Annotated in this window: 17 protein-coding genes; 7 read left to right on the top strand and 10 right to left on the bottom strand. The window is 35.6% G+C overall.

The window, feature by feature from the left end; genetic code table 11:
- The first annotated feature begins 45 nt into the window (after positions 1 to 45).
- Together ICJ84_RS04585 and ICJ84_RS04580 are read left to right on the top strand one after the other, a co-directional pair.
- Complete coding sequence (locus ICJ84_RS04585; RefSeq protein WP_188215164.1) at positions 46 to 720, top strand: SIR2 family NAD-dependent protein deacylase; 675 nt, start codon at positions 46 to 48, stop codon at positions 718 to 720.
- 222 nt (positions 721 to 942) lie between these two features.
- Positions 943 to 1,338 carry an Hsp20/alpha crystallin family protein gene (locus ICJ84_RS04580; protein WP_188215163.1) on the top strand — a complete coding sequence of 132 codons (396 nt, stop codon included), beginning with the start codon at positions 943 to 945 and terminating at the stop codon, positions 1,336 to 1,338.
- A 2-nt stretch (positions 1,339 to 1,340) separates the two neighbouring features.
- On the opposite strand, the gene ICJ84_RS04575 is transcribed toward ICJ84_RS04580, so the two are convergent.
- From ICJ84_RS04575 to ICJ84_RS04560, 4 genes are all read right to left on the bottom strand, one after another.
- Positions 1,341 to 1,724: a DUF3037 domain-containing protein gene (locus ICJ84_RS04575; RefSeq protein ID WP_188215162.1), complete on the bottom strand. Its 384-nt coding sequence runs from the start codon at positions 1,722 to 1,724 to the stop codon at positions 1,341 to 1,343.
- Complete coding sequence (locus ICJ84_RS04570) at positions 1,714 to 2,496, bottom strand: HipA family kinase (RefSeq protein WP_188215161.1); 783 nt, start codon at positions 2,494 to 2,496, stop codon at positions 1,714 to 1,716. Before ICJ84_RS04570 ends, ICJ84_RS04575 begins: the two co-directional genes overlap by 11 nt.
- Before the next feature lie 92 nt (positions 2,497 to 2,588).
- Positions 2,589 to 4,034, bottom strand: a complete 1,446-nt coding sequence (locus ICJ84_RS04565) for a sulfatase family protein (RefSeq protein WP_188215160.1) — start codon at positions 4,032 to 4,034, stop codon at positions 2,589 to 2,591.
- 88 nt (positions 4,035 to 4,122) lie between these two features.
- Positions 4,123 to 5,760, bottom strand: coding sequence for an ABC-F family ATP-binding cassette domain-containing protein (locus ICJ84_RS04560; RefSeq protein WP_188215159.1), 1,638 nt, complete (start codon positions 5,758 to 5,760; stop codon positions 4,123 to 4,125).
- A 190-nt stretch (positions 5,761 to 5,950) separates the two neighbouring features.
- Between ICJ84_RS04560 and ICJ84_RS04555 the strand changes: the two genes are divergently transcribed.
- Together ICJ84_RS04555 and ICJ84_RS04550 are read left to right on the top strand one after the other, a co-directional pair.
- A complete protein-coding gene (locus ICJ84_RS04555; RefSeq protein ID WP_188215158.1) occupies positions 5,951 to 6,550 on the top strand; it encodes a hypothetical protein in 600 nt (199 codons plus the stop codon).
- A gap of 84 nt (positions 6,551 to 6,634) precedes the next feature.
- Positions 6,635 to 7,237 (top strand): hypothetical protein, encoded by a 603-nt coding sequence (locus tag ICJ84_RS04550; RefSeq protein WP_188215157.1) that lies wholly within the window; start codon positions 6,635 to 6,637, stop codon positions 7,235 to 7,237.
- 5 nt (positions 7,238 to 7,242) lie between these two features.
- On the opposite strand, the gene ICJ84_RS04545 is transcribed toward ICJ84_RS04550, so the two are convergent.
- Together ICJ84_RS04545 and ICJ84_RS04540 are read right to left on the bottom strand one after the other, a co-directional pair.
- Complete coding sequence (locus ICJ84_RS04545) at positions 7,243 to 8,475, bottom strand: glycosyltransferase (RefSeq protein ID WP_188215156.1); 1,233 nt, start codon at positions 8,473 to 8,475, stop codon at positions 7,243 to 7,245.
- Positions 8,476 to 8,521: 46 nt separating this feature from the next.
- Positions 8,522 to 8,995, bottom strand: coding sequence for a heme-binding domain-containing protein (locus tag ICJ84_RS04540; RefSeq protein ID WP_188215155.1), 474 nt, complete (start codon positions 8,993 to 8,995; stop codon positions 8,522 to 8,524).
- 54 nt (positions 8,996 to 9,049) lie between these two features.
- Here ICJ84_RS04540 and ICJ84_RS04535 point away from each other — a divergent pair, with 54 nt between their 5' ends.
- The 3 genes from ICJ84_RS04535 (at position 9,050) to ICJ84_RS04525 (ending at position 11,233) form a co-directional block, all read left to right on the top strand.
- Complete coding sequence (locus ICJ84_RS04535) at positions 9,050 to 9,625, top strand: adenylosuccinate lyase (protein ID WP_188215154.1); 576 nt, start codon at positions 9,050 to 9,052, stop codon at positions 9,623 to 9,625.
- Positions 9,626 to 9,689: 64 nt separating this feature from the next.
- The gene (gene purB / locus ICJ84_RS04530) at positions 9,690 to 11,033 is read left to right on the top strand and encodes an adenylosuccinate lyase (RefSeq protein ID WP_188215153.1); all 1,344 of its coding nucleotides are present in this window, start codon (positions 9,690 to 9,692) and stop codon (positions 11,031 to 11,033) included.
- Positions 11,034 to 11,038: 5 nt separating this feature from the next.
- Positions 11,039 to 11,233: a hypothetical protein gene (locus ICJ84_RS04525; RefSeq protein ID WP_188215152.1), complete on the top strand. Its 195-nt coding sequence runs from the start codon at positions 11,039 to 11,041 to the stop codon at positions 11,231 to 11,233.
- A 65-nt stretch (positions 11,234 to 11,298) separates the two neighbouring features.
- On the opposite strand, the gene ICJ84_RS04520 is transcribed toward ICJ84_RS04525, so the two are convergent.
- From ICJ84_RS04520 to ICJ84_RS04505, 4 genes are all read right to left on the bottom strand, one after another.
- Positions 11,299 to 11,841, bottom strand: a complete 543-nt coding sequence (locus ICJ84_RS04520) for a DUF4252 domain-containing protein (protein WP_188215151.1) — start codon at positions 11,839 to 11,841, stop codon at positions 11,299 to 11,301.
- 12 nt (positions 11,842 to 11,853) lie between these two features.
- Positions 11,854 to 12,450, bottom strand: a complete 597-nt coding sequence (locus ICJ84_RS04515) for a DUF4252 domain-containing protein (protein ID WP_241748682.1) — start codon at positions 12,448 to 12,450, stop codon at positions 11,854 to 11,856.
- Positions 12,451 to 12,555: 105 nt separating this feature from the next.
- Complete coding sequence (locus ICJ84_RS04510) at positions 12,556 to 13,038, bottom strand: hypothetical protein (RefSeq protein WP_188215150.1); 483 nt, start codon at positions 13,036 to 13,038, stop codon at positions 12,556 to 12,558.
- On the bottom strand, positions 13,025 to 13,534 hold the full coding sequence (locus ICJ84_RS04505; RefSeq protein WP_188215149.1) for an RNA polymerase sigma factor: 510 nt from the start codon (positions 13,532 to 13,534) through the stop codon (positions 13,025 to 13,027). The genes ICJ84_RS04510 and ICJ84_RS04505 overlap by 14 nt, the downstream gene beginning before the upstream one ends.
- Between the last annotated feature and the right edge of the window lie 82 nt (positions 13,535 to 13,616).

Here is a 13,616-nt window from a genome sequence, read left to right as displayed (position 1 = left end):
TTTATACCACGAAAGCTTTACCCTCATTTAGTAATTAACTTAGAAATGAAAAAACACATTGTTGTTCTTACCGGAGCCGGAATGAGTGCCGAAAGTGGCATAAAAACCTTTAGAGATGAAAATGGACTGTGGGAAGGTCATGATGTGATGCAGGTAGCTACACCTGAAGGTTTTCAGGCTAACCCAGAGTTGGTTCTAGAGTTTTATAACCAACGTAGAAAACAACTGTTTGAAGTCGAGCCCAATGCTGCACATAAAGCTATCTCCGAATTAGAAAAACAGTATGATGTTTCTATCATCACCCAAAATGTTGATGATTTACACGAGCGCGCCGGAAGCACTAAGGTAATTCATTTGCATGGTGAATTACTAAAAGTTCGAAGCACCTATGATGAGGATGATATTATAGACTGGAGTACCGATTTAAAAATTGGTGACACCTGTGCGAAAGGCTATCAGCTACGACCGCATATTGTTTGGTTTGGAGAAGCAGTCCCTATGATAAATACGGCCATGAGCATTTGTCAAACTGCTGATATTTTATTGATTATAGGCACATCGATGCAGGTTTATCCAGCTGCCGGTCTTAGACATTATATTCCTAGTAACACACACACGTACTATATTGACCCGAAACCTAACATCAACAACAATCCCAACCTAACTGTTATTCCTGAAAATGCTACCATTGGAATGAAAAAACTTTTAGAGTTTCTGTAAAATCCACCTGCGAAAACACCATTTTACTCTATTGATATTTAATGAATTAACACAAAATTTTAACATATGTTAACTTGTTTTCTCGTTTTAATTCTTATCTTTAGAATCCTCTCCTTGGTATGTGACACATACTTTGACCCTGATCCTTAATGCAAGCTTATTTAGCTTACGCAATGGCTGCTTTTATTTCACCAACTACAAACTAAAACAAACAGCAACACCATGACACCAGACACTAATGTAGACAAGAAACCTTCATACGCTTCGTTTTACAACAGACAAGAAGCTTTACAGCACAAAAAAACCTTAAGTAAAACCTCCAATCTTACTCAAGCCAACATTAAAGAAACCGAACATCATTATCATTACGAATTAAAAATTCCGGGATATATTAAAGATGATTTTAATTTTTATATCGCAGGAGACAATTTAGTGGTAACCACCGAACGAAGACGCCCCGATAAAACTCCAGAAAAAAACACACCTTCAAGACATTCGTACTGTTATCCCTCTGCCCTTTTTAAACGCAAATTCGAACTTCCTGATAACATTATTAGAACTAAAATTACCGTAGAATACTGTGACGAAGTTTTGAGTTTTAAACTATTTAAGCAATAGTTTTACAACACAAACTTTTGAAAAATATCATCCAGCGTCTGTTCCGGGTTTGAACACAGCCCGGAGTGGACTTCGGAACTTTGTATGATAGTACTACGAGAAGCAGTTAACCAATGAAATCGATCTGGTAAATCTAAGGCTCCAATACGACCTCCAGCAGTGTTTCCTTCACAAACCATTTTCCATGCTTCAAGATATTTATTGATGAGATTAATATCTACCTCCTTGCAAAAAGCTTCCAATTTAACAATATCAACATGATACTTTACTCCTAGAAACTTACTTTGCTTGGCATATACAATCGCTCCAATATTAAAAAACTCACCACGCTCCACTTTAGGAACTAACCGAATGATAGCATATTCAAACTTGATTTTATCTTGCATCTTCCGCCTCTTTAACCAGTTTATCAATCATCGCTAATTTAGCCTGGAAATATTCCATATAAGCCTGTCGCATCGCTTCCGGATGCATCGCTTCAGCTTCATCTAACAACCAATCTTCAGGAATAAGAGCTATGATTTCTTCCAACCTTTCTTGAGTAAATGCTTCTTTAATTTCAATAGCAGCAGTTTCTAATTGTGTTGCCCATGGTAACAGAACATGGTCTTTAATTAAGGGAAACGTTCGGGTTAAATGATTTTTATATAATGCCCAATTGTGATGAAAATAGAAACTAGCGCCATTATCAATAACCCATAATTCGTTATTCCAACTAAGTAAATTGGTATTCTTCACCGTACGATCTATATTACTAACTAGACTATCAAGAAGTACAATTTTAGAAGCCGTTGCTGCATCGACCGTATTCACTAACGGATCAAACGTTATGGCTCCCGACAGAAAATGCAGCCCCAAATTAAGGCCTACACTAAACTTGAGTAAATCCTGAATTTCTTCATCCGGTTCGGTTTTACTGAAGGAATCATCTAAATTCATAAATACCAGTTCCGGCACTTTCAATCCTAAAGTTCTGGCTAATTCACCACCCATCAATTCCGAAATCAAAGCCTTTTTACCTTGTCCAGCACCGCGAAACTTTAAAACATAAAGAAAATCGTCGTCGGCATTAACTATGGCTGGCATAGAACCACCCTCTCGCAACGGTTTTATATACTGAACCACATTAACAGTTCGTACGTCAATTGTTTTACCCATAAGGCAAAGATAGAAAAGTAATACCTAAATAAGTATTCACAAAATTCAAGAAAGTAAAGTGATTTAAGCATTAAAATATGAAATCTGAATTACTATTGATCCCAAAAACTACCTTCTGCTTTTAATTGCTTTTCAAAGGACTCAAACTCGGTTAATAATTTTGAAACCAACTCCGGCTGCTCGTTAGCCACATCAATCCGTTCACCTAAATCTTCTTCAACCTGAAATAATAAAGGAGTTTCTTTTGAAGCCACAAATCCGTAATCATTACCGGTTTGCGACCCTATACGAGTGTGTAATTTCCAGGTATCTTTTCTAATGGCAGACGGATAATTATCATCGTATGAATAGAAAAATTCGAAATTTTTAAATTCTGAAGGAACGGTTTCATTGAACAGCAAAGCACTAATATCACGACCATCAATAGTTCTGTCGTTTGGTAATTCTGCTCCTGCAATAGATAAAACCGTTGGCAGAATATCTAATGTACTAATTGGTGTTTGCTCATTTCTACCTCCTTTAATTTTGGCAGGCCAACTGATGATTCCCGGTACACGGTGACCACCTTCCCAGGTTGATCCTTTGCCATCTCGAAACGGTGTAGCATAGCCCACTTTTAAACGGGTGTCGCCATACTTTTCACTATCAGAACGAGTACTCCATTTTATCCATGGTCCGTTATCTGAAGAAAAAATAACAATGGTATTATCACGGACTCCAACCTCTTCAAGGGTATTACAAATTTCGCCTATAGCCGCATCCAGTTCTTCCATAACATCGCCTAATTCACCATTACGAGATTTTCCTTTAAACTTATCACTTACAAACAACCCTAAGTGCGGCATATTGTATGGAATGTAAGCAAAAAAAGGATTCGATTTATTCTTCTTTATGAAATTCACAGCTGCCTTGGTGCACACCCCTGTTAACGATTCTGAGGCTAAAGTATCTGATGGTAAATCTTTAGCGATAAGCTTATACCCTTTTGTTGGGTATTCTCCTGTAGAATCACTTTGCAGTAACATGGCATTATTATAATCATGAGATACATTGGTGCCTATCCATTCATCAAAACCATGCGCCAAAGGCAAAGCATCAGGCGTAAAATTATTCTTTTCATTAGGCGTTCCCAAATGCCATTTTCCGAACATTCCGGTTTTATAACCTTCAGATTTTAGTCCTTCTGCTAAAGTCAACTCTTTAGTATGAATATGCTGCTTGGTTCCCGGAGCAATCACCCACCAGCCTAAGCCAGATCTTCCTGGATAACGCCCTGTAAGTAATGAATAACGTGAAGCCGAACATGCCGCAGCCGTCACATAAAACTGAGTAAAACTTACACCACTTTCTTTAAGTTTAGTGATGTTTGGTGTTTTTATGGTAGGATTTCCATTATGTTCAACATCGCCATAACCACTATCATCAAGATAAAACAAAACGACATTTGGCTTGCTTGCTTCAACTTGATCTTTATTTGAAGTTGACGTTTTACAGGAAAAAAACGATAAGGCTATTAAACAATAAAAAAAGGATTTCATAAAGTATATTCTATAAGGATATTTTTTAACGTTCACTAAAATAGAATAAAATTATGGTTTGCCTGATTTTATTAGACGGATGTCAGTTTTAAGCCTTTAAATCGATTTGTTTTAAACTCTCAATGCGATTACGTTGTAAGAAATCATCAATAGTTTCAAAATGTTCAATCACTCGCTGATCTTTAAATTCGAATACTTTTTGCGACAATCCCTGAAGGAAATCACGGTCATGTGATACCAGAATTAAAGTGCCGTCGAAATTCTTCAACGCTTCTTTTAAAACATCTTTCGACTTTAAATCCAGGTGATTCGTAGGCTCATCGAGAATTAATAGATTAACCGGTTCTAGAAGCAATTTTACCATGGCTAAACGGGTTTTCTCACCTCCAGAAAGCACACTCACTTTCTTATCGATATCATCACCTTTAAACATAAAACCACCTAAAATAGTTTTAATCTGTGTACGAATATCTCCTTCGGCAACCTCATCAACCGTTTGGAAAATAGTTAAGTTTTCGTCTAATAATGAAGCTTGATTTTGTGCAAAGTACCCCACTTTAACATTATGACCCAAACCACATTGTCCTTCTACCTCAATTTCACCCATAATAGCTTTAATCATAGTTGATTTTCCTTCACCATTACGTCCAACAAATGACACTTTCTCGCCTCGGGCAATAGACATATTCGTATTTTTAAACACAATATGATCATCGTAAGATTTCGATAAATCTTTAACCGTTACCGGATAATCTCCTGAACGAGGCGCTGGAGGAAATCGTAATTTCAATGCTGAATTATCAACTTCATCAACTTCTATAATTTCCAGTTTCTCAAGCATACGCTCACGCGAATTGACCTGATTGGTTTTAGAGAATGTACCTTTAAAACGCTCAATAAACGCTTTGTTATCTGCTATAAATTTTTGCTGCTCTTCGTAAGCTTTTAATTGATGTGCCCTTCTGTCTTCGCGTAATTGCAAATAATGCGAATAATTCGCTTTATAGTCGTAAATACGTCCCATAGTCACTTCTATGGTGCGATTGGTAATGTTATCGATAAAGGCTTTATCATGCGAAATCACCATAACGGCTTTCGCTTTATTGATTAAGAAGTCTTCTAACCAAATTACTGATTCGATATCGATGTGGTTGGTAGGCTCATCCAGAAGAATTAAGTCTGGTTTTTGCAATAAAATTTTAGCTAATTCAATACGCATGCGGTATCCACCACTAAATTCACTGGTTAATCGTGTAAAATCTTCACGTTTAAAGCCTAAACCACGTAAAGCCTTTTCAACTTCGGCATCATAATTTATCTCTTCAAGTGCATAGAATTTCTCTCCTAAATCAGATACTTTTTCAATGATTTTCATATAATCATCAGACTCGTAATCTGTACGGGTTTCCAACTCTTTGTTTAAGCGCTCCATTTCGTCACGCATTTCAAAAATATGATTAAACGCTTTTGAAGCTTCCTCGAAAACCGTACAATTATCCTCAGTTAACAAATGCTGTGGTAAGTAAGCAATCACGACGTCTTTTGGGAAACGCACATTGCCTCGAGTTGCTTTTTGTTCACCTGCAATAATTTTCATCATGGTACTTTTTCCTGCACCATTTTTTCCCATTAAGGCAATTTTATCGTTCTCATTAATGGTAAACGATACATCACTAAACAAAGCACTTCCACCAAACTCAACTGCTAAAGCATCAATTGAAATCATATTCTAAATTTTAAAGCTGCAAAGCTAGGAAAAAGCCTTGTAATAATCTACGATAAACTATCCTAGCAAAACGTTTATTTCCGTCATAAAAAGATAACTATAAAATCCATTCTTAACATTTTCATAAACCTCGGGTTACCTTAATAAAAACCACGTACCATACTTTGCATCACTAAAAAACACTCAACCAATGATTAAGAAAATCCCTTACTTTTTACTTGTCGCATTAATACTGAATTGCACTAACGAAGTTGATAACAACTCTAACGCCAAACCTTTAGCAACGTTTAAAATGAGCTTAGATTACTGGAGTAATTTAAAGCAACTTCATAACGCATCTTACAACTATACTGTAAGTAGCAAAACCGAATTAGGTTACAACTGTAATACAAGCATTACTGTTGAAAACGGAATAATTATGTCCAGAGCTTTTGAAGTTTACACACAATACGACGATGAAGCTAACTATCTGGATTTTGAAAACCGAATTATTTTAAAATCGTTTTTTGAAGATAAAACCGCCTTGGGCACTCACAACTGCAAATCGAATGACGATGATTACAATAGTATCTCGTTTTGTAACGCAGCTCCTGCTTTAACCATTGATGAGCTATACAACACCTGTTTAAAAAAATATTTATCGGTAAACCCAACCTCTAACGAGATTAATTTCAATGTAGATGATGAAAACCTTCTTAAAGAGTGCTACTACACCTCTAACACTTGTGATGATGATTGTTCTTTCGGTATTAAACTGACACATTTTGAATGGCTACAAAGCGATTCCTAGAACTAAAAACAAGATGAAAATCATTTGAAAAAACGCCATGTTTTTCTTATTTTTATAGCTACTAAACAAATAAGATTAGGATTTATGAAAAAGAAATTTGTTGCCCTGGCTCTCATAGCTATCACCTGCACCCTAAACTTTAGCTGCGATGGCAACCGTGCTTCGCAAGCCAAAAGCCTTTATAATTTTAAAATCAGTTTGGATTCCTGGAATAATTTAAAAGATTCCAATGACAACTCTTACGTCTATACCGTGAGTTCACGTTCTGTATTCGGTTCCGGAACGAATACCACTATTACGGTTTTAGACGGAAAAGTGACAGAAAGAATTTATGAAGCATTTACGCTTTACAATGAAGCCTCTGGAAATTATTTAGGTTTCGACAATCGTATTATCCTTGAGGCTTACACTGAAAGTGGAGCAGCTTTAGGCTCGCATACTTCTGGCGCTCCGGCATTGACTATTGACGAACTTTACAATACGTGCTTAAGTGATTATTTATCTGTTAATCCGGATGACAACCACATTACGTTTAATTACGACTCAAATAACATTATTGAAAATTGTTATTACATTCCTGATGGTTGCATGGATGACTGTTCCATTGGTGTAACGCTTTCTGATTTTGAATGGCTGACAGAAAACCCGGTAAATATAGCTCACAGTAAGCAGGAAAATTTTAATTAAAACTTTTATTTGTTCTTTTCTTCAATCCACTTACTCATAAACCTGGTGCTTTGCATACTGTGATGTTGAAGCATTTGGCCAGTAAAGTTACCTAACCGATGTTGCTCTAAATCCTGAATGGTATTATTCAATACCTTGGAAAACAGTTTTTGGTGTACTTCTTTACCAAAACGCGTGTTAATAATACAAAAACCATTTTGCTGTTTGGTTTTCCAAAGGGCTTCATTTTTGTAAAGTTGAACAGCTTTTTCAGCAAAATCATTGGGATTATCTTCTATAAATCCGTTAGCCTCTAAATCGCCAAACATTCCTTCTGCGCCAACAAATGTGGTCACGCATGGCGTTCCATTTTGCATAGCATCGACTAATTTACCTTTTAATCCGGCTCCAAATCTTAATGGAGCCAAACACACTTTAGCCTGTTGCATCACCTGGTTAGCATCTTCAGCAAAGCCCTTAATTAGAAATCTTTCTTTTATATTATGCAGCTGGTTCACCTTTTGCGAGGCATAAGCACCGTAAACATACATTTCTGCCTGCGGCAACTGTTTTTTAATTAATGGCCAGATGGTTTCTTTTAAATACAGAACTGCATTATAATTAGGTTCGTGCAAAAAATTACCAATCGTTACAAAATGCTGACGTGCTTCAAATTCAGGTAGGTTTTGAATATCTCCTTCTGAAATGCCTTCAAGTAAAAAAGGCAGATAAACCAAGAGATTTTTCGGAACTCTAAATTCGGAAGTTAAAATTTCAATTTCCGTTTCCGAAATCATCAAACTTAAATCGCAGCGGTAGATACTCGCGATTTCACGCTTCGCCACATCATTAAATAAATAGAAGTTTGAAAACGGCTGACAGTCTTTAAACGCCTGATGTCTTCCTTTACGCAAACTATGTAAATCTTCGGTATCTAAAACACGTAATGCATTCGGGCATTCCTGAGCCACACGCCACCCGAATTGCTCTTCGGTCATAAACCGATCAAATAGTACCACGTCTGGATTCAATTCCTTAACAAACTCGTTAAAACTGGAATTGTTTAATTCTACAAAAACTTGCGAAATGCCTAACGCTTCAAGGTTTACAGCATTATCGGTTTTAGCGCAGGAACTTGCAAAGGTGATTTCATAATCTTCCGATTGAAAAAAATGAATTATTTGCATCATTCGGCTTCCGGCGGCTGAACTTTTGGGCTCCGGCCAAACAAAACCAATAATTAAAAGTTGCTTAGGCATAAAGGTATTTTATGTTTTCAGCAAAAGTAACAGAATATCTTTAAACTTATTCCGGTTGTGGCATCATACTGTACTTTACGCGAACTAATTTAGCCCAGTCTATAACAGCTTTTATCTGATCTTCAGAAAGATTTGCTTCACTATGGGTAATGGTATACGATTTTAAAGGCATGCTTTTATCTTCAACCATTTCAATAAGTTCTTCAAATTTGTGGTCTTTACGTTTTACCGAATTCCCAATCCAATTAGACACATTAAAGTGTTTTTTTCCGTCTTTAATATGTGCTGCTAACCAGTAATTCACTGGTGTAATACTGTTATACCAAGGATATCGAGTAACATCACTATGACAATCGTAACAGGTTTCTTCTAAAATAGCTTTCACATTAGCTGGTGGATTGGTCTCTGCTAAAAACGGTTCAACAGAAGCCATGTCACCTTCATTTTTTTCTGGTCCGAAAAATTGAGCGATAACAAATAAAACCAAAAGCACCAGTAAGATTTTTTTCAGTAATTTCATCTTTATATTATTTTTCCATAAATTTTAAAGCGTCTAAATGTAATAAATTATAGAATGACTTCTGATGAATTTTATAAAGAATTATCTTATATCTCTGCCTCGCGCCAAGACCGCCTAGCCTTTGCCCGACTGGTATTAAATGATATGTCTTTATTTCCTAAACTCATTGCCATTTCATTTATGACAGACGACGATAGCTCGAGTAGAGCGGCCTGGGTTCTAGAATTGGTTTGCCAAGAATATATTTATGCCATCATTCCACATTTAGATTTTTTCACCAATAATCTGAATAAAGTTCAATTAGAATCTGCAATACGTCCTATGGCTAAAATATGTACGTTTATTGCCGAACACTACACCTCGAAACACCCCAATCCCATAAAGAAATCCTTGACATCGCTACCCAAGGAAAAAATGATTGAGGCCTGTTTCGACTGGATGATTAATGACCATAAAGTAGCGGCCAAAGTACATGCCATGGAAACCTTGTTTTTATTAGGAAAAGAAACACCTTGGATACATCCTCAACTAGTAGATATTTTACAACAGGATTTTCACCATCAAAGCGCTGCATTTAAGTCTCGTGCTAAGCATATTTTAAATAAAATGAAGAAGCTTAAAAAGTTATAACAATGGTTTTCGCTCTTATGCGTAAAAAAGCTATCTTTGCAACTTGAAAAAAATCAAACATCACATGTCATTATCACCACTTAACGCCATCTCTCCTATTGACGGGAGATACAGAAGTAAAGCAGAAGATTTAGCGCCTTATTTCTCTGAAGAAGCTTTAATAAAATATCGTGTTCTTGTAGAAATAGAATACTTTATTGCACTTTGTGAAATTCCGTTACCTCAACTTAAAGATATAGATGCTTCCATTTTTGGAGATTTAAGGGCCATCTATAAAGATTTTTCAAGTGCTGATGCTTTAGCGATAAAAGACATTGAAAAAGTAACTAATCACGATGTTAAGGCTGTTGAATATTTCATTAAAGAAAAATTTGATGCTTTAAACTTATCACAATACAAAGAGTTTATCCATTTCGGATTGACCTCTCAAGACATTAACAACACGGCAATTCCGTTAAGTATTAAAGAAGCTGTAAACAATGTTTACACCCCAGAATACACTTTAGTTTTAGACAAGCTTAAAGCTTTAGCTAACGAATGGTCAGGTATTTCAATGCTTGCCAGAACGCACGGTCAGCCAGCATCCCCTACACGTCTTGGAAAAGAAATCGAGGTTTTTGTTGTTCGATTAGAAGAGCAATTTAAATTATTAAACACCATTCCAAACGCTGCTAAATTTGGAGGAGCGACAGGAAACTACAATGCTCATCACGTAGCTTACCCAGACATTGACTGGAAAGCTTTCGGAACAAAATTTGTTGAAAACACCCTAGGTTTAAACCACTCGTTCCCAACCACTCAAATTGAACATTATGACCACATGGCTGGTTTGTTCGATACCTTGAAACGCATCAACAATATCATTATCGATTTAAATAGAGACATCTGGACGTACGTTTCTATGGATTACTTCAAACAGAAAATTAAAGCTGGTGAAGTTGGTAGTAGTGCCATGCCTCATAAAGTGAACCCAATCGATTTTGAAAATTCTGAAGGAAACTTAGGTATTGCCAATGCTGTTTTTGAGCACTTAGCTGCTAAGTTACCAATCTCAAGATTACAACGTGATTTAACAGATAGTACCGTTTTAAGAAATGTAGGTGTGCCATTCGGACATACATTAATCGGATTTAAATCGACTTTAAAAGGTTTAGGAAAATTACTACTTAATGAAGCGAAGTTTGCTGAAGATTTAGAAAATAACTGGGCGGTAGTTGCTGAAGCTATTCAAACGATTTTACGTCGTGAAGCTTATCCAAACCCATACGAAGCATTAAAAGGTTTAACACGTACTAATGAGAAAATAAACCAAAACTCTATTTCTAATTTTATTGATACTTTAGAGGTTTCTGATACAATAAAAGAAGAATTAAAACGTATTACACCTAGTAACTATACTGGTATTTAATTTATATGCTAAACGACAAGCAATCGCTACTGCTATGCGGTGTTTTAATAGGGATTTATTTTGTGTCCGGTGTGCTGGATATTTTAGATAATTATGCCATTAAAACCATATTAGCTTTAATATTTTTTGCGGTTGTGGGGAATTTGGTTTACGTCAATTCAAAAACACATAAACAGAAGGATTCTCACGATAATTCATAAAAAAAGGGTTGCCAAACGGCAGCCCTTTTTCTTTAACATTTAACTTGATAATCGAGAATTATATTCTATTTAAAAAAGTTCATAACACTTTTTATCTGTTCTTCATCTACATCGGCATTTTGCATAAGTCCTGCTAGTGTAATCATTTTTTGAGGATTCATATCGTCACCTAAAACACGGGCAATTCCGAATCCGTATGCTTTAGAACTTCCAAAAATCACAACTTCATCGGCTTCATCGTCGTCTCCTACATATTTCATTACAATACGATTTCCGCGGTCACTAAACTCCATTAAATCCTGATATTTTTCATCATTTAAAATGGCTTTTACTTTATTCACTTCATCAGTGTAAGCATCAATATTTGTACTATCCGATTTATAACCTAAAAAGTTCAATCGACTCACTGAATTATAGGCTTCCTTTTGATCTTCAGTAAAATTAGACGTATCGATATTTAACATGGAAATAGGAATGTCCTGCGATATAAAACTCGCCGTTTCCTGATGGTCTACAAAATAACTTTGTAAACTAGGGGTATTACCGCAACTAACCAAAATTAGTGCGGCCATACAACCCGTGATGATATAATGAACTGTTCGTTTCATGATTGATTGGTGTTATTTTTTATTTTTTTTTTCTAAGTGCTCACCTCCTGAAATATTCATTTTATCGGTAAGCTTAGAAATTTCATTTAAATCGATATCTCCGGTTAAAGACACCACCACCGTTTCAAATCGACGTTTCTTACCGTTGATTTCTATATCGCTATCAATCACTTTATCCATACCATTAACGAAAATTAAAAGCTCCTTTACATGATCGGCATCACGACCTTCTTTCACATAAAACTTCACTTCAGTACCATCGTCTTTTACTTCCATTAATTCTTCTAAAGCAGTAGAACGCGACTTTACCCATTTGGCAATATCGGCCCCGATAGCGGCGTTATCGGCTGTTATGGTTTTAAAACTGGTGATGCTTTTTACCATATCCATATAAGCTTTAGCTTCGGGATCGTCTACATTGATTCCCATTTTGGCTATCATTTGAAACATTTTAGGCTGAATAGACACGTAAGTGACTTCAGGGTTATCGCTGTATTTCTCAAAAATATCTTTTTGAGCCGTTACTGCCATTGGCAATAACATGAGTGCTAATACAAATACTATTAATTTGCTTTTCATCGACTGTGTATTAAAATTTATTGTTTTCATTTGTTTCTTTTTTACTGTTTTTCTTAGGTCAAATGGAATGCTTTAAAATCATTTCTGTTAATTAGAATATTTTAAATTTTCAAGCATTTCATTACTGTTCGTTTTTTAATGATTGGCTTTAAAAATAATTCGGGTTGAATTTTCCAACTCGGTTAAATAATTGAGTGTTTCGTATCCTTTCTCGTATTCGTTTAAATACGCTACGGAAGAAACCCCTTTATTAAAATGCCCTGAAATCATGGCTAAAGATTTAGCCACTTCATTGTAGGCTTGTTGCGGGTCTTGATAAGTTCCCAAATCGTTATTTGATTTTGATGTCGATTTAAAATAAAACCCTAGCATTAGAACAGCTACTGCAGCAACAGAAATCCACTTATAGTTGAATACTTTATTAGTTTTTAATGGAACGTGTTTCGTAAATTGTTCTTGCTTATTTACTTTGAAGTAACCAAACATAGCCTTATACATCTCTAAATGTGGCGGCACTGCTTCTTGCGCAAAATAGTTTTTTAACAGTTGCTCCTCTTTTAGCGATGTTTCGCCATTTTCGTACTTTTCAAGTAACTTTTCTATATTATTTAACACCATAATTATGTGTATTAGTCAATTTCTCTCTTATTGTTTTTCTTGCTCTAGATAAGGCTACACGAACGGCTGTATTATTCATTTCCAGCATCTCAGCTATCTCATCTAAATCGTATTCTTCTATATCTCTAAGCTGAACAATCAATCGTTGCTGTTCAGGGAGCTCTTCAATAATCTTTGCTACCCAGTTTACACTATCGCTTAATTCAACCTGCTTTTGTAAAGATGTATTGCCGTCTTCGTAATTACTATGAACGATTTTTAAATTCTGTGCCTGTTTCGATTTTAATTTATCAAAGCAAAAATTCTTAGTCATCGTCATCGAAAAAGCTTCTACATTTTTGTACCCTTCAATTTGTTTTTTATTATTCCATAATTTCAACAAAACCTCTTGTGTCGCATCTTCCGCTTCTTCCGTAGATATCAGTAATCGTTTCGCTAAACGAAATACCTTATCTTTAAACGGCATCACAATATTTAAAAACTCGGTTTGAGTCATTTCAATTTTTGGTTTTGGTTGATTAAAATAGCTTTATTTAGGCTATTTGATATTACGACGAACAACTTTATAATTTGTTACA

It is taken from the genome of Aestuariibaculum suncheonense (assembly GCF_014596935.1).
Lineage (GTDB): Bacteria > Bacteroidota > Bacteroidia > Flavobacteriales > Flavobacteriaceae > Aestuariibaculum > Aestuariibaculum suncheonense.
This window is presented reverse-complemented; position numbering and strand designations above follow the sequence as displayed.